Origin of the sequence: Flavobacterium ichthyis (assembly GCF_009915155.1) — a bacterium.
GTDB classification, from domain to species: domain Bacteria; phylum Bacteroidota; class Bacteroidia; order Flavobacteriales; family Flavobacteriaceae; genus Flavobacterium; species Flavobacterium ichthyis.
Window position 1 is genome coordinate 46,146 of the sequence record NZ_JAABLM010000014.1, and the last position, 16,207, is coordinate 62,352.

At 33.3% G+C, this 16,207-nt stretch carries 14 protein-coding genes; 12 read left to right on the forward strand and 2 right to left on the reverse strand.

Annotated features, from left to right (window positions below; genetic code table 11):
• Positions 1 to 50: 50 nt before the first annotated feature.
• On the reverse strand, positions 51 to 248 hold the full coding sequence (tatA, locus tag GV828_RS11245; RefSeq protein ID WP_166537597.1) for a twin-arginine translocase TatA/TatE family subunit: 198 nt from the start codon (positions 246 to 248) through the stop codon (positions 51 to 53).
• 176 nt (positions 249 to 424) lie between these two features.
• Between tatA and GV828_RS11250 the strand changes: the two genes are divergently transcribed.
• The 12 genes from GV828_RS11250 to GV828_RS11305 all read left to right on the forward strand — a co-directional run bounded on the left by GV828_RS11250 (position 425) and on the right by GV828_RS11305 (position 15,068).
• Complete coding sequence (locus tag GV828_RS11250) at positions 425 to 1,924, forward strand: GH3 family domain-containing protein (RefSeq protein ID WP_166537598.1); 1,500 nt, start codon at positions 425 to 427, stop codon at positions 1,922 to 1,924.
• Between the two features lie 5 nt (positions 1,925 to 1,929).
• On the forward strand, positions 1,930 to 2,802 hold the full coding sequence (locus GV828_RS11255) for a carboxypeptidase-like regulatory domain-containing protein (protein ID WP_166537599.1): 873 nt from the start codon (positions 1,930 to 1,932) through the stop codon (positions 2,800 to 2,802).
• Entirely contained in the window at positions 2,802 to 3,509 is a 708-nt protein-coding gene (locus tag GV828_RS11260; protein ID WP_166537600.1) for a glycosyltransferase, read from the forward strand. The genes GV828_RS11255 and GV828_RS11260 overlap by 1 nt, the downstream gene beginning before the upstream one ends.
• Before the next feature lie 194 nt (positions 3,510 to 3,703).
• Positions 3,704 to 5,392, forward strand: a complete 1,689-nt coding sequence (locus GV828_RS11265) for a DUF6909 family protein (RefSeq protein ID WP_166537601.1) — start codon at positions 3,704 to 3,706, stop codon at positions 5,390 to 5,392.
• Between the two features lie 12 nt (positions 5,393 to 5,404).
• Positions 5,405 to 6,367 (forward strand): hypothetical protein, encoded by a 963-nt coding sequence (locus GV828_RS11270; protein WP_166537602.1) that lies wholly within the window; start codon positions 5,405 to 5,407, stop codon positions 6,365 to 6,367.
• A 47-nt stretch (positions 6,368 to 6,414) separates the two neighbouring features.
• Positions 6,415 to 7,341 (forward strand): glycosyltransferase family 2 protein, encoded by a 927-nt coding sequence (locus tag GV828_RS11275; RefSeq protein ID WP_317163829.1) that lies wholly within the window; start codon positions 6,415 to 6,417, stop codon positions 7,339 to 7,341.
• On the forward strand, positions 7,338 to 9,128 hold the full coding sequence (rffA, locus tag GV828_RS13250) for a dTDP-4-amino-4,6-dideoxygalactose transaminase (protein ID WP_208103189.1): 1,791 nt from the start codon (positions 7,338 to 7,340) through the stop codon (positions 9,126 to 9,128). The genes GV828_RS11275 and rffA overlap by 4 nt, the downstream gene beginning before the upstream one ends.
• A gap of 20 nt (positions 9,129 to 9,148) precedes the next feature.
• A complete protein-coding gene (locus GV828_RS11285) occupies positions 9,149 to 10,990 on the forward strand; it encodes a glycosyltransferase family 39 protein (protein WP_166537603.1) in 1,842 nt (613 codons plus the stop codon).
• Between the two features lie 53 nt (positions 10,991 to 11,043).
• Entirely contained in the window at positions 11,044 to 11,586 is a 543-nt protein-coding gene (locus tag GV828_RS11290; protein ID WP_166537604.1) for a hypothetical protein, read from the forward strand.
• Between the two features lie 181 nt (positions 11,587 to 11,767).
• The gene (locus tag GV828_RS11295) at positions 11,768 to 12,520 is read left to right on the forward strand and encodes an FkbM family methyltransferase (RefSeq protein ID WP_166537605.1); all 753 of its coding nucleotides are present in this window, start codon (positions 11,768 to 11,770) and stop codon (positions 12,518 to 12,520) included.
• 18 nt (positions 12,521 to 12,538) lie between these two features.
• The gene (locus tag GV828_RS11300) at positions 12,539 to 13,822 is read left to right on the forward strand and encodes a lipopolysaccharide biosynthesis protein (protein WP_166537606.1); all 1,284 of its coding nucleotides are present in this window, start codon (positions 12,539 to 12,541) and stop codon (positions 13,820 to 13,822) included.
• Complete coding sequence (locus GV828_RS11305; protein WP_166537607.1) at positions 13,803 to 15,068, forward strand: hypothetical protein; 1,266 nt, start codon at positions 13,803 to 13,805, stop codon at positions 15,066 to 15,068. Before GV828_RS11300 ends, GV828_RS11305 begins: the two co-directional genes overlap by 20 nt.
• Here GV828_RS11305 and GV828_RS11310 read toward each other — a convergent pair.
• On the reverse strand, positions 15,041 to 16,207 hold the full coding sequence (locus tag GV828_RS11310) for a glycosyltransferase family 4 protein (RefSeq protein WP_166537608.1): 1,167 nt from the start codon (positions 16,205 to 16,207) through the stop codon (positions 15,041 to 15,043). The two genes, GV828_RS11305 and GV828_RS11310, sit on opposite strands and share 28 nt — an antisense overlap.

Below are 16,207 nucleotides of genomic sequence, written 5' to 3' on the forward strand. Positions count from 1 at the left end.
CAAAGATTCTTAAATCTTCGAGGCTTTCAGATAAAAAGCAATTAAGCTTATTAAATTTTTTCTTCTTCTTTTTTAGGATTTGCGGGTTGGTCATCTTTTGCGGCATTTTTAAACTCCTTCATCCCCGATCCTAATCCTTTCATCAATTCCGGAATTTTTTTTCCTCCAAAAATTAACAATAGAACTACAACTATTAAGATTATCTGTGGCGTACCGATTTGTCCTAAAAATATGTGTAATGCAGTCATAAAAAATGTATTTATATGGCAAAGATACGCAGAAAAACAGTCATAGGTTTTTTATTTGCCAAAATATTTCAGTTTCACTACGTTAAATATTTAATAAAAACCGTCAAAGCCATCGTGATTATCGCCAAAAACTATTGTTATCTTTGTATTTTTAAAGTAAATTTATAAAAGCAAATATGTCGTTAAAAGGTTTTTTTGCAAAGCAATTCGCCAGCATCATCCACCATAAAAACCAAAAATGGATCAATAATCCTGTTGAAACCCAGCAAAAAGTTTTTCGAGATTTAATCAAAAATGCCCAAAATACACAGTTTGGCAAAGACCATCATTTTTCACAAATAAAAAACCATCAGGATTTTACAAACCAAGTTCCGGTAAGGGATTACGAAGGTTTGAAAAATTATGTCGAAAAAGTAGTGGCTGGCGAACCCGATATTTTGTGGCCGGGAAAACCGCTTTATTTTGCCAAAACTTCCGGAACCACTTCTGGAGCCAAATATATTCCGCTAACAAAAGAGTCGATGCCTTTTCACATCGAAGCCGCTCGAAATGCGATTTTGGCCTACATTTTTCAAACCGGAAAAGCGGATTTTGTGGACGGAAAAATGATTTTTTTGCAAGGAAGTCCTGTTTTGGAAGAAAAAAACGGAATCAAATTTGGCCGACTTTCAGGAATTGTGGCGCATTTTGTTCCCAAATATTTACAAAAAAACCGAATGCCGTCTTGGCAAACCAACTGCATCGAAGATTGGGAAACCAAGGTTGACGCCATTGTGGAAGAAACGTTTAACGAAAACATGAGCATCATTTCCGGAATTCCATCGTGGGTGCAAATGTATTTTGAAAAATTAAAGCAAAAAGGAGGGAAGCCTGTCGGCGAAATATTCAAAAACTTCAATTTGTTCATTTATGGTGGTGTAAATTATGAACCTTACCGAAATAAATTTGAAAATTTAATCGGAAGAAAAGTAGATTCTATCGAACTTTTTCCGGCATCCGAAGGATTTTTTGCCTATCAATCCCGAAATTTTGAAAATCCAAACCACAAAGGAATGTTGCTGCTTTTGGATTCGGGAATTTTTTATGAATTTATCAAAGCATCAGAATTTTCTGATAAAAATGCAAAAAGATATACTATTGGTGAGGTAGAAATTGGCGTAAATTATGTGTTGATTATTTCTACCAATGCCGGACTTTGGGGCTATAACATTGGCGATACCATTCAGTTTACCAATTTAAAACCTTACGAAATTATTGTTTCCGGAAGGATAAAACATTACATTTCTGCATTTGGCGAACACGTGATTGGTAAAGAAGTTGAAGAAGCTTTAAAAGAAGCCATGCAAGACTCGAACGTAACGGTAAACGAATTTACGGTTGCGCCACAAATCAACCCAACCGAAGGTTTGCCATATCATGAATGGTTTATTGAATTTGGTCACGAGCCTGAAAATATTTTGGCTTTCGCCGAAAAAATTGACCTTGCCATGCGGAAACAAAATGTATATTACGACGATTTAATTGCAGGAAATGTTTTGCAAAAATTAAAAATTTCCGTAGTGCAACAAAATGGTTTTCAGGACTATATGAAATCCATCGGGAAATTGGGCGGTCAAAATAAACTGCCGCGTTTGAGCAACGACAGAAGCATTGCCGATAAAATTTTTTCTAAATAATAAATATGAAAACTACCACCATCATATTGTTTTTATTGCAATTTTCTCTTTGCCAATCGCAAATTCGCGGAACCGTTGTGGACGAATTTAACCAACCGATTCCGTACGTTAACATTTATGTCGAAGACGAAAACATCGGAACCAATTCTGAAGAAAACGGAACTTTTATGATTTCGGTTCAAGAAAATAAAAATCTGGTTTTTTCGGCGTTGGGTTTTCAGACGAAAATTGTGCCTTCCGCCGAAGCCAAAACCGTGATGTTGCAAGCCGAAGCCGTTAATATTGGCGAAGTTTTAATTACCAATAGAAAAAATAGCCGCGAACAGGAAATTGGTGGCTACCGAAAAGCTTTGGCGCAAACCTATGATAACGGTCCGAAACGCGACGCGAAATTTTTTGCTTACGAAGAAAATTACAGCAAAACCCGCTGGATTAAAAGCGCCACCATTATTACCGATAATAAAATTGAAGGTGCCACCCTGAGATTACAACTTTTTGCCGTGGATGAAAATGGTTTTCCGGGTGAAGAATTGCTCGACAAAAATTACATCATCACGCTCAAAAAAGGTGTTCATCGTACCGAAGCAGATTTAACCGATTATCATCTTGAAATGCCGAAAAATGGCGTTTTTGTAATGTTTGAAAAATTATTAATCGAAAAAAATAAACTCGAAACCGTCATAAAAGATGCCAATCGAGGAACCGAAAAAACCAAAATTCATTACCAACCATTTGTTTTGTACAATGCGGTGGAAAAAGATTTTTTGTTTAGTTTCACGGGCGGAAAATGGATCAAACAAACACCCGAAGAATTGAACCCGAACGCCAAATCGAAAACAGTTTTAGAACCTTCGGTTACTTTAAAATTAACAAATTGATGCAAGAAACGGCCATCATTATCCCGTGTTACAACGAAGAAAACCGATTGAATTCTGGCTTAATTGCGGAATTTTTTAAAATTTCTGATGTTGATATTTTTTTGGTAAATGATGGAAGTACAGATCAAACTTTGCCGATTTTGCAAAACATTTCCAGCCAAAATCCGGAGCGTTGTTTTGTGATTTCTTTAGAAAAAAATAGGGGCAAAGCCAATGCGGTTTTTCAGGCGGTTCAGCAAATTTTGGCAAAACAATACAGATTTATTGGTTATTTTGATGCCGATTTTTCAACACCAATTACGCAATTTGAATTGCTTTTGGAACAAATAAAAAAACCAGAAATTCAATTGGCTTTTGCCTCACGAATTCTCACTTTAAATTCTGGAATTGAACGCAAATCATATCGTCATTTTTTCGGGAGAATCATTACAACAATCATTAATTTTAAACACCAATTAGATATTTACGATACGCAATGTGGGGCAAAAATTTTTAACCAAAATACAGCTCGAATTGCTTTCGAAAAACCGTTTAAAACCAAGTGGCTATTTGATGTGGAAATTTTTATTCGTTTAAAAAGACACAATCTTTTACATCACGCAATAGAAGTTCCCATTCAAAACTGGAAAGATGTTTCGGGTTCTAAATTGGGACTGAAAAATGTTTTTGGAATTGCACGGGAGATATTCTTGATTTGGAGGATTTAGTTTAGGTCAAAAGTTCAATGTTTAAAGTTTAAAGTTTAAAGTTGGGTTGAAGTTAATTTAAATTTTTCATATTGACTTCCGACAACAATCTTAAAGATCAAACCTTAAACTTTCGACTTGCAACCTTAAACTATTCATAATATTAAGGATAAAATAAAAACCATTACCTTTGGCGGTTAGAAAAAAATACAAGAATGAGAGAAATAAGAAATATATCGCGTTCGCGAGCCCAAGAATCTTCTGCAGCAATTGAGAAATTATACATTACCATGCGTCACCTTTTTAACCGTGGTTTTTATAAGCCAATGGGAGTTTCGGGTGATACTTTGCGCGAATCGCTTTTGCAACTTCGTCCGGAAATTTACGGTTCGATTGCAGAAGATAAGGTAGAATTAAACGGACTTTTATATGTAATTGAACGTTTACCTGTGGGAATTGAAGAATGTCGGTTTATCAATTTAACTTCAGATGAAGGATATTCAAAATCACATTTTACCGCGATTGTTCCTCCAAAAAGAAGAAGAAATTGTTACCGCATTGATGCCGAACAAATGAATGTGGAAATCACACGTGGACGTTCGGACATTTACGATATTTTGACGCATTTGACTTTTATTTTTATCGAATCACATAAAATTAAAGACAGCGTTTTACTTGATGAAAATACTAAAGAGTTTACCCGTGACTGGGAAAAATTGGAACAAATTGTCGTTCAAAATAAAAAACTGACGCAAATTGAGAAAGAAATTGCTATTTCTCATGCTTCCAATATTTTAGGTCGTTCTTTTGAAGAAATTTTAGATATTTATCCGAGTTTTGGAACCGCTGAAAAACCGGATCGTTTTTTACATGTGGTATATTGGTTAGGAAAATTGGCTATCGAAGAAGTCATTTTTAACAACAAAAGAACGATTACTTTTAGTCCTATTTTGCGCGAAAGATTAGGCCATCACATTCATGGCGAAATTTGGGCAAACGATATTAAAAAAGTGCTGAAAGACCATAATTTAATTGAACGACCGATTCATATTATCAGTGCGAACATGCATAGTGTGATGAATTCGATTTTTGCCACTTCGGTTTTAAAAAATAAATTTAAAGATAAGAGTGATTTTTTTATTTTTGAAGAATTAAGTAAACCTGGAGCAAATGAATTGCGCAACAAGGTGGAAGAAGTAGCGCTGAAAAGCGGCATGATTTCATTGCCGGATACTTCAGGGACTAATATAGATGTTCAGATATTTGATACTGAAAAAATTGATTGGGCAAAATCAGCTTTTCCAACTGCAAAACCGGGCAATAAAAAACCAGTAATTATTGTTATGGATTACGCCTTTGGTGAGCAAGCTTACGAAACCATTGACGAATTGTTAAAACCATTTAAAGACGAAAAACAAAAATATTTCCTGAATGTAGAATCGGTTTCCATTATGGGAAAAGCCGGAATTTTAGAAGGAGGAAAGGGTGATATTATGATTCCTTCGGCACATATCAATGAAGGAACGGGAGATAATTATCCGTTTAAGAACGAGCTGACGGCACCAATGTTTGAAGGAAATGACATTCCGGTTTATGCGGGTCCAATGGTTACGGTTTTAGGAACTTCATTGCAAAATAAAGATTTGTTGAAATTTTTCCACGAATCGACTTGGGCAGTAATAGGCTTGGAAATGGAAGGTGCTTATTACCAAAAGGCCATTCAATCGGCTTCAAAAATTAGAAAAAGTATTCATCCGGATGTAAAAGTTCGTTATGCATATTACGCTTCGGATAATCCGCTGGAAACCGGAAGTACATTGGCTTCAGGAGGTTTAGGAACCACAGGTGTGAAGCCTACCTATTTAATTACCATAAAAATTTTAGAACAAATATTTAACGTATAATTTTAAATTTCCATGAGTTCAAACGCTCCCCAAAACATTCCGGATCAAGAAATTGATTTAGCGCAAGTATCCCAAAAAATAGGTGGCTTTTTTAATAATATTTATCAACTTAGTATTAAGTTTATTTTTTTCGTAAAACGATATATCGTTGTGTTTATTCTCCTATTCATTTTAGGAGCAGGACTTGGATGGTATATGGATAAAAAGAATAACGGGTATAAGCATGAAATTGTGGTGACGCCAAATTTTGGGAGTACTGATTATTTGTATGGAAAAATAGAACTGCTGAACTCTAAAATTAATAATGGAGACACTTTGTTTCTTAAAAGCTTAGGATTTAAACATCCCAAAAGATTAGCAAAATTTAAAATTGAACCCATTGTGGATCCTTATAATTTTGTGAAGGGTAGTGAGGAAAATTTTGAATTATTGAAATTAATGTCGGAAGATGGAAGTATTGAAAAAGTGATACAAGACGACGTTACCAGTAAAAATTATGCCTATCACAGAATTACCTTTTCCACAAAAGGATTGGCAACCGATGAAGCTGTCATAAATCCGTTACTGAATAGCTTTAACGATAATGCATATTATAAGGTGATTCAGGAAAATATTATTCAAAATGTTAAGTTGAAAATAGCTTTTAATGAGCAAACTCTAAATCAAATCAACTCTATATTGCAAAGTTTTTCTGATGAAACGAATAAATCATCGAAAGGCGGAAATTTAGTGTATTACAACGAAAACACACAATTAAACGAGATATTAAAGACAAAAGATAACTTAATAAACGAGCAAGGAGCAAGAAGAATCGAATTGGTTAATTTTCAAAAGATTGTCAAGGATGTAAGTATTATATCAAATATTAAAAAGAAAAGCGGCAATAAATTTATCTTTCCTTTTATTTTTATATTTGGCTTTATAATAGCCAAAATAATTGTTGATTTAAGCAATAAAAAACAGCCAAAAATTTAGCCAAATTACTTTATCACATTAATGGTTTTAATCTTGATATAAATAGAGTGAACATCTATCCCGTAATATCAATCGTTAGCCCCATTTACAAAGCAGAAAACTTTGTAGATCAATTAGTTTTTGAAATTGAAAAAACACTCAATACGCTTAGTGTTACCTACGAAATCATTTTAGTGGACGATAGAAGTGCTGATAATTCTTGGCAAAAAATGAAAGCCATTTCCCAGCGTAATGATAAAGTGAAAAGCGTAAGATTAAGCAGAAATTTTGGACAACATCCAGCGATAATGGCTGGTTTAAGTCAAGCAAAAGGAGAATGGGTAGTAGTGATGGACTGTGATTTACAGGACCAACCTAAAGAAATTATTAAGTTATACCAAAAGGCCCAAGAAGGATACGAAATAGTCCAAGCCAGAAGAAAAAACAGAGAAGACAATTTCTTTAAAAAACTTTCTTCTAAAATTTTTTCAAAAGTGTATGGGTTTTTTACCGATACAAAGTATGATAATGAGATTGCTAATTTTGGAATTTATCATAAAAAAGTAATAGATTCAATACTAAAAGTACAAGATTACATAAAATTTTTCCCACTGTTTGCTGACTTTGTAGGATATAGATCTACCTCCGTTATCGTAGAACACGCAGCAAGAGCATCAGGAAGCTCAAGTTACAGCTTTGCCAAATTAATGAGCTTGGCATTTAACACCATCATCTCTTTTTCAAATAAACCTTTGAAATTATTTGTAAAATTTGGAATGATTATTTCGTTCTTGTCGTTTTGCACGGGAATATTTTACGTTTACCAAGCCTTACACAACGAAATTGCGGTTTTAGGATTTACATCAATCATAGTTTCCATTTGGTTTCTATCAGGAATTATCATCACCACAATAGGAGTTACGGGAATTTATGTTGGCAAAATATTTGACCAAACTAAAAATAGACCTGTGTACATAATCGACGAAATTATATGATTAAAACGCTTCAGTGGGACTCTGACTTTTTTCATTTAAAAGTGGGAGAAATAAAATACGAGCAACCTTTGGAATCGACGGATTTTTCGGATTATGATTTAATTTATTTGATTTCTAACGAAGAAGTAAATATTGAATTAGCGGGTTTTAAAAATACCTTTTCCGAAACTAAAGTGACATTCGTTAAAAATTTGGTACCAGCATTTACTTCTCAAGAACCCATTTTTAGTTTTGAAGAAGTCAATGTCAGCGAAGAGCAATTGTACTTATTGGCTTATGAAAGCGGTAAAAACAGCCGATTTTTGTTAGATACGAAATTTGCAAAGCAGCATTTTACAAAATTATACCAAGCTTGGATTGATAATTCTATCAATAAAAAATTTGCAGACGGCATTTTAATTTTCTTTGAAGACCAAAAACCCAAAGGATTTGTAACCTACAAAATCCAAGAAACTAGTGCAACTGTTGGACTAATCGCCGTGGATGCAGAATTTCAAGGAAATAAAATTGGCGCCAAATTATTAATACATTTGGAACAAATGCTTATTGAAAAGAATGTCAAGCAACTTATAATACCAACTCAATTGTCAAATCATCAGGCTTGCCATTTTTACACCAAGCAAGGATACTCGATAAAAAACCAAACTCGCATTAAACATTACTGGAAAATGATACCATTTAATAAACCTTATCTTTCGGGAAAAGAAACCTTATATATTGAAGACGCTGTAAAATCCGGAAAAATTTCTGGTAACGGGAAGTATACTAAATTATGTCAAACTTTTTTTGAAGAGAAATTTGGGTTTAAAAAATCTTTGTTGACAACTTCTTGTACGGATGCGCTCGAAATGGCGGCAATTTTAATCAACATTCAACCTGGAGACGAAGTCATAATGCCTTCTTATACATTTGTTTCTACTCCAAATGCGTTTGTGTTAAGAGGTGCTAAAATAATTTTTGCAGATTCACGAGAAGACCATCCTAACCTTGATGAAAATAAAATTGAATCGTTAATTACTTCTAAAACAAAAGCAATCGTACCGGTTCATTATGCAGGAGTTGCCTGTAATATGGACGTGATTATGGATTTGGCCAAAAAATATAATTTGTTTGTAGTAGAAGATGCTGCTCAAGCCATCGATAGCTATTTTACCGGGAGAGACGGTGTTAAAAGAGCATTGGGATCAATAGGACATCTGGCTGCATTTTCTTTTCATGAAACTAAAAATATTATTTCGGGAGAAGGTGGAATGTTAGCCATTAATGATGATCAATTTATCCAAAGAGCTGAAATAATTTGGGAAAAAGGAACCAATAGGTCGTCGTTTTTTAGAGGCGAAGTGGACAAATACGGCTGGGTTGATATTGGAAGTTCATTCCTTCCTTCAGAAATTATTGCAGCGTTTTTATGGGCACAATTAGAAAATTTAGAAGCCATACAAACCAAGCGAAAATCACATTGGGAAAAATATTATTTACAATTAAAAGATTGGGCAAAAAAGAATGAAATTGAATTGCCCCAAATTCCGGATTATGCCACCAATAACGCACACATGTTTTATTTGGTTTGCCAAAATTTGGAACAAAGAACACAAATCATTGAAAAGTTAAAAGCCAACAACATCATGGCCGTTTTTCACTATTTGAGTTTACACAAAAGTCCGTTTTATTTAGAAAAACATGATGGGAGAATTTTACGGCAGAGTGACTTGTATTCCGATAGATTACTAAGATTACCAATGCATTTTGATCTAAATGCGAAGGATGTAATCAACACCCTAACATAAATTAATATCAACTTCTACAAATGGTAATTGCAAACTTTATAAAGAAAAATTTCTTTATTATCGCAGTTTTATTGATTGCAGCATTTTTACGTTTTTTCAGCATCGGACTACAAGAGCCATGGTTGGATGAGTTAAGTACATTGCAGGTTTCTGATCCTGAATTATCTTTTTCTCAAACACATGAATTGATTTTAACCAGAGAAGGATTTCCTCATTTGTATTTTCTAAGTTTAAAGTTTTTAAGTTCCCTTTTTGGACATTCAATTATAGTGGCAAGAATTTTTTCCGCTGTTTTTGGAGTAGCGTCTGTGCTTACGATTTATTTATTTGCTAAAGAACTTTTAAATAAAACAACTGGACAAATCGCGGCCGTATTAATGACCGTAAATTTCTTTCACATCTATCACTCACAAGAAGGAAGACCGTATGCGTTTATGGTTTTTTTGATATTATTGGCTTCGTTTAGGCTGGTGAAATATGTAAAAAATCCAAGTTTTAAAAATGCTATATGGGTTGGTATTGCCACTGGATTGATCCCGAATGCACACCCAATGGGTTCTTTAAATATTGCAGTAATTTACAGTACATTATTTGTTTTTCTGCTTATTTCTAAAGAAAAAAAAATTATTTTCAGGCAACTTCTCTTCGCCGGAATTATTTCTATATTAATTTTTATACCCGTTTATCAAATAATCGCAAAAGTCTCCCAAATTAAATCTTTTTGGATTCCAGAAGCAAGTTTGGCAACGATACAACAAGCATTTTTCGAGCTTTTAGGAAGTATTAAAATCTCGTTTTATTTGTTCCTTATTTCTGTGCCTGTTTTTATTATTCTATTAATTTTTAAAATTAAGAAAGACAAAGAAACGCCTACTAAAAAATTAAAAATTATAGCGCTATCTTTAGTTTCTTTTTGGATTGTATTTAATATTGGCGTTATAATTGTGAAATCTTATGCTGGAATTTCGATAATCTTAAACCGATATTTTATTGGAAGTTTAGCAATGTTTATCCTAACGCTTTCGTATTGCATTGCTCTTTTCAAACCTAAAGTTTTACGAATCGTTGTGGTAATCGCATTAGTTGTTTATTCCTTATTCTATATCTATGAAAGAGAATATTACACCACAATTTACAAGGCCGAATGGCAGAGTTTAGCGAAAGAAATAAGTAAAAAAAATGTGGATAACGACCCAATCTATGCCACCTACGGTTTCACTTCCAATATTTTATTCAAAAATACGCCAAGTTACACATTATTAACGGAGCGAAAATTAGAAGATTACATTAATATGGTGCGGAACAATACCGTTGAAATAGAGGCATTTTGGTTTTTTGACGGCAACCAAAGACCTTACAGTGTTTCAGTTGAAGACCAAGCCTTTTTAGATGAAAATTATATTTTAGACCAAAAAATAGAAAAACACGATTGTTGGGCCAGACATTATATTCCTAAAAATGCCCCACTTTCCGGAACAGGTGAACACCTAAAGTTAGGTAGTTTACATCCTAAAGTTCTCGATGATCAAGGAAATTTATATATGTTCAATAACGAAACTACTTCGACCAAAAAAATAAAATTGTTACCTGGAAAGTATCAGTTTGATTTGCAAGGAAACAGTTTGCCAGAAATCCCACTCGATGGTGAAAATGCCCACATCGTAGTGAGATATGGCGACAAAATTATAGGTCAGGATTTTTTAAGTGAAAAAAATTCTGAAAAGTATAAATCTTATATTTTTGAGGTACTCGATACGTTACCCAAAGCCATTTCAATCACTTTCGATAATGATTTGTCAAGAGGTGATTTAGACCGAAATGTCAAATTATATTTTATTAGTTTAAAAAGAATTGACAATTAGAATTTAATTTATAAATTTGGCCAAAAAAAAAACAAAAAAAATCTTAACAAAAAATGAAATCAATCAAGGTTTTAGTAACGTTGCTGCTTGTAACGACTATTTTATCATGTAAGAACGAAGGTAAAGATGCTGCCGAAAAGACAGCGGAAAAACCGAACGTTTACACTTTTACATTAAATGCCGTAGTGCAACAAAACGATGATTTTCAAATCTTTTTTAAAGAAGATAATAACCCGGAAACTCCTTTTGAAGAAGTAAATTCTGTTTGGTCAGGAATTAAAGGAGGTACTAATGCTCAAGATGTAATCTTTACGTTGCCGGAAGATGTATTTCCTACACAAATTAGATTTGATTTTGGGCAAAACAAAACACAACCTGGGATCTTGGTAAACAATTTCCGAGTTGCCTTTAAAGACAAAACTTTTGATGTTAAGGGTGCTGATTTTACAAATTATTTTATTCCTGACGAAAAGTTTGTAAAATTTGATAAAGCAACAAGTTTAATTACGCCAATCGTTCAAGAAAATGGCGCATACGATCCGATGTTTTTCTCAAATGGCGTATTTAACGAGCAATTGGTAAAATTGTCAAAGTAAAAAAACATTTTACGAGTCTTATAAAAAACCATAAACTAATTTAGGTTAGTTTATGGTTTTTTAATAGTTTTAGGACTTGCATTAAAAGCAAATGCTATTGTGAAAAATATATACAATGCGAAGAATAAAAATATTATTTTTTTGGCTGTTCATTAATAGAAATAACGTTTCTCTCAAAGAAATGATAACGTTTCTAAAAAAGCCGAGGGTCAACAAAATAGCGGCGAAATTTATCCAATCAATCGAAAAAGACAACGAAGATTATCAAATAACCTTTAAAAACCATTCTGGAAAATTATTTTGGCCGGGAATATTTTCCATTGACAGGCTTGACCAAGTGGTAGCGGAAACTTTCGACCAAACCGACTGGCACTTTTATCAAAAACAACATACAGAGGTTAGCCAAGGTGAAATTATTTTAGACATTGGAACCGCAGAAGGATTGATGCCGTTAACGGTTATAGATAAATGCCAACATATTTTTATGATTGAGCCAAGTGCGTCGTTCGTAAAAACGCTTTCCAAAACATTTCAAAATTATCCTAAAAAAACCACAATTTATAACTATGCTGTGGGAAATGAAGATGGTGTGATTTCGTTTGATGAAAATTCTTTAGAAGGCATGATTTCTAACGAAGCTACTCCTCAAACAAACTCCGTAGAAATCCACAAGATTGATAGTATTTTTTCTGATAATCAAAAAATTACTTATTTAAAAGCTGACATCGAAGGATTTGAAGAAGAGATGTTGCGTGGGGCCGAAAATACAATTAAACGAAACAAGCCGAAAATAGCCATCACAACATATCATACCCAAAATAATCCTAAAGAAATCATTGATATCATTACAGGATTTGTTCCTGAGTATAAATATTATGTCAAAGGAATTTATGAAGAAACACCAAAACCAGTGTTAATTCATTTTTGGATATAACATTTCTGAAGGATGATAATGAACAAGCTTTATTTACTTTCTAAAGATAAAAACAAACAAAATTTTTTTATCTATGGCGTAGGTCAGGCTTTTAACTTACTAATTCCGCTAATTGTGGCGCCACTTGTTATATCGGTTTGTGGCGAATCGGGCTTTGGAAAAATTGGATTGGGCTTTGCGATGTCGTTGTTCTTGATTTTAATTGTTGACTATGCATTTGAAATAAAAGGCACTAAGCAAGTAGCAGAAAATCGGTTTGAGCCCGCCAAGCTTCAAGAGTTATTAGGGACAACTATTTTTATCAAATTATTACTTTTTTGTGTAGTGGTGGTCACATCTGTGCCGCTTATCATTTTTTTTCCGTTTCTTCGGCAAGAATCGACTTTGTTTTTTTTGAGTATCACAATTGTATTTGCACAAGTATTTAATCCGGTATGGTTTCTCCAGGGAATAGAAAATTTTCTACTGATTAGCATTCTCAACATCGCATCCAAAACAACTTATATGTTCTTAGTTTTTGTTTTGGTAACAGAACAAGACGACTATACTTTGGTGAATTTTTTTTTAGGAGCAAGTGCATTTGTTTATAACGTGATTGGATTGGTTTGGGTAAGTAGGAAAAATAAATTTCAAATTTCTTATCCAAATTCCACCAGAATCAAACTAATTTTAAGAAGCGATTTTTCTTTTTGTATTTCCCAACTTTTTCTCTCCGCAAGGCAACTTTCGCCGCTATTGTTAACAGGGTATTTTTTAGGATTTAATGTCGCCGGACAATATAAGATTATGGAACAGGTTCTAACGCTTTTTAGAACCTTCACTCAAATGTTTTTAAGGTTTTTTTATCCGAAACTCTGCTATAAATTTTCCATAAATATTAAAGACGCCTTAAATTTTTGGAAAAAATACGCAGTTGCTAACGTTGCTGTCATTTCATTCCTGTTATTTTTCATTTTCATATTTGCTTCAGAAATTTTACAGTTTTTTAATCTATCTGAAATTTCGGTGCAAAATTTAAAACCTATTTTCCGGATGTCGCTCTTCATCTCGTTGCTTATTCCAATCACTTTGTCTTTAGAGCAGTTAATGTTTGCAACAAACAACAACAAGAATTATATAAAAATTGCTATTTTTGCGACAATCCTCAATATCACATTGATTTTAATTTCGATAAAATCGTTCGAACTTTATGGCATAATTTCGTCACTTATAATCGCTGAAATCTTTTTTATTGTAGGATATTTTACACACTCAGTATTGAACAACAAGCATCAAATTAAGAATGAAAACAATCACAGTTAAATCTTTCAACCAAATTGTTTTCTTCCTATGTGTGGCAATTCCTTTTTTAAACAATTACGAACTTACGTTTGGAATTTGGTTTTTAGCATTATTTCTCACAGTTGCTAATCGATATTCCGTGGATATCATAAAGTTAACAAGTTGTTATGTGGCAATCTTACTGATTGCCTTTGTGGTGTATTTTTTTCAAGATGAAGGCAGTTATAATTTTTTTAGAGATTTGTCCTATTTGCTCAAACCTATAATTGGTCTATTACTGGGTTATCAATTCTATAAAAAATTTCCAAATTATGTTTTTTCAACCTTAGTTGGTACTGGAACATTGATTGCAGCAATTCATATTGCCTTAGTGCTTAATACTTTTATTCAATTTAGAAGTGTTTCAGTGAATTTATTAAGGGAATATGGAGGCTACTTTAGTGATTATGAAATTTATGCTCTGATTTTGGTGGTATTTGCGAACAAATTTACCCACACAATTTCCAAGAAAAATTTAATAATCATGGGGATTTTACTGGCATTTTCTTCGTTTTTATACCTTTCTCGTACCAATTTCATACAATTTATTATTTTGTATATGGCAATGAAGGGTTATTTTAAAATCACCAAAAAATCAGTGAGTTTTATGGCGGTGACAACTATTTTTGTATTAATGGGTTACGCTGTGATTTATAATACCAATCCTTCCAGAACCGGTAAAGGAATGGAAGCATTTTTATATAAAATAAAAAATGCGCCAATAGAAGCATTTAAAACGCGAGTGAACAGCAGTGATTGGAAAGATTTTAATGATAACTATCGTTCCTATGAAAATATAATTACCACCAAGCAAGTATTTAGAGATGGAGCAGGAGCTGTTATTTTTGGACAAGGACTTGGCTCAAGGGTAAATTTGGGACAGGAAATTTATACAACAGACGGGAGTATTGTACAATACATTCCGATACTTCACAATGGTTTTTTTACCGTTTTTTTAAAATCAGGTTTAATTGGAGTTTTGTTCTTAATTTTCTCAATTTATCTGGTTGCAAAGCAGAAAAAAACAAACTTTCAAGAAATAGAAAACATCAATCGACTCTTAATCGGAAGCAGTTTATTTCTCATAGTATCCAATTGGGTGTTTATGGGATTATATCTAAAATTAGACACAAAATCTATTGTAATTGGGTTGCTAATTTGTTATCGTGAAGCGTTGCTAAAAATAGAAAGAAATCAGGCTCATTTGGTGGAAGTTAATCCATCATAAGCGTTTTTAAACTTGGTAGCATAAGCGTTTGCGGTAAAATTATTTCTTACCCTTAAATTTCCACTCAATCCCATCTTAACCCTTAAATCTTCTGACAGAACTAATTTTTCCAAAGCCAAAAACAATTCATTTACGTTCCCTGGTTCAAATAAATATCCGGTTTTTTCGTGAACAATAATTTCTTTTAAACCACCCAAATCCGAAGCCACTACAGGTTTGTTAGAAAGCATAGCCTCTGTTGCAACCAGTCCGAATGATTCCGGTTCGGTAGAAGGTACTACAACAATGTCTAATGCATCATAAAATGGCCAGATTTGTTCCTGAAAATCAATGATTTCTACATCGTTTTCTAGATTATTTTCAACAATTTTTTCTTCTAAAGCCGTAAGATAATGTGATTGTCCCTTTGGAGCAGAACCAATGTAAACGAGTTTCACGTTGTCATATTTTTTCACCAGAAATTGAAAGGCACCTAACAAAACTTGTTGTCCCTTTAAACGACTGATTCTTCCTACTAATCCAATAACTGTTTGAGATGAGGTAGCCTTGAAGTATGTTGAGCGAATTTCTCTTAACACTTCTTCATTTGTTGGCGGTACATTCCTATTTTGACCGTTGTGAATTACAACTGAACGGTTGGCTATTTTTTTGTTGTATTTATAAAATTGATTATAAGACGCTTGAGAGTTAAAAACCATTAAATTGGAAAAAAACGCAACAATCTTTGGGTAGGCTTTCGCTGCAATCTCTGGGTTTTCGATAATCTCGTGTACGTGCCAAAGATGTTTTTTTCGAAACACAAAAGAATAAAAAGCCCCTATAAATACAGAAATCGCATTTGAATGCACGAGCGCAATTTCTTTTCCTTTTAAAGATTTTCGGATGCGGTATAACGAACCAATAATTTCAAAAGGTAACTGTAAAAGATACGAAAAATTAAAAATTCCACGTTTAATTTTTATTACCGAAGAGTGAATTACCTCAATCCCCATTTCTTGTAAAACCAATTTTAAAGGGCCGTCTTCGTGCAAAACCACTATTGGCGTATATCCATTTGGAAAATTTTCAATTAACTCCAAAATAGCTTTGTCAGCACCATACAATTCAGCTGATTGATTGATAACAAGAACGTATTTCAT

Excerpts from the sequence above, each read along its gene's own strand:
- tatA (WP_166537597.1), bottom strand. The coding sequence starts at position 248 with ATGACTGCATTACACATATTTTTAGGACAAATCGGTACGCCACAGATA.
- GV828_RS11250 (WP_166537598.1), top strand. The coding sequence starts at position 425 with ATGTCGTTAAAAGGTTTTTTTGCAAAGCAATTCGCCAGCATCATCCAC.
- GV828_RS11255 (WP_166537599.1), top strand. The coding sequence starts at position 1,930 with ATGAAAACTACCACCATCATATTGTTTTTATTGCAATTTTCTCTTTGC.
- GV828_RS11260 (WP_166537600.1), top strand. The coding sequence starts at position 2,802 with ATGCAAGAAACGGCCATCATTATCCCGTGTTACAACGAAGAAAACCGA.
- GV828_RS11265 (WP_166537601.1), top strand. The coding sequence starts at position 3,704 with ATGAGAGAAATAAGAAATATATCGCGTTCGCGAGCCCAAGAATCTTCT.
- GV828_RS11270 (WP_166537602.1), top strand. The coding sequence starts at position 5,405 with ATGAGTTCAAACGCTCCCCAAAACATTCCGGATCAAGAAATTGATTTA.
- rffA (WP_208103189.1), top strand. The coding sequence starts at position 7,338 with ATGATTAAAACGCTTCAGTGGGACTCTGACTTTTTTCATTTAAAAGTG.
- GV828_RS11285 (WP_166537603.1), top strand. The coding sequence starts at position 9,149 with ATGGTAATTGCAAACTTTATAAAGAAAAATTTCTTTATTATCGCAGTT.
- GV828_RS11290 (WP_166537604.1), top strand. The coding sequence starts at position 11,044 with ATGAAATCAATCAAGGTTTTAGTAACGTTGCTGCTTGTAACGACTATT.
- GV828_RS11295 (WP_166537605.1), top strand. The coding sequence starts at position 11,768 with ATGATAACGTTTCTAAAAAAGCCGAGGGTCAACAAAATAGCGGCGAAA.
- GV828_RS11300 (WP_166537606.1), top strand. The coding sequence starts at position 12,539 with ATGAACAAGCTTTATTTACTTTCTAAAGATAAAAACAAACAAAATTTT.
- GV828_RS11305 (WP_166537607.1), top strand. The coding sequence starts at position 13,803 with ATGAAAACAATCACAGTTAAATCTTTCAACCAAATTGTTTTCTTCCTA.
- GV828_RS11310 (WP_166537608.1), bottom strand. The coding sequence starts at position 16,207 with ATGAAATACGTTCTTGTTATCAATCAATCAGCTGAATTGTATGGTGCT.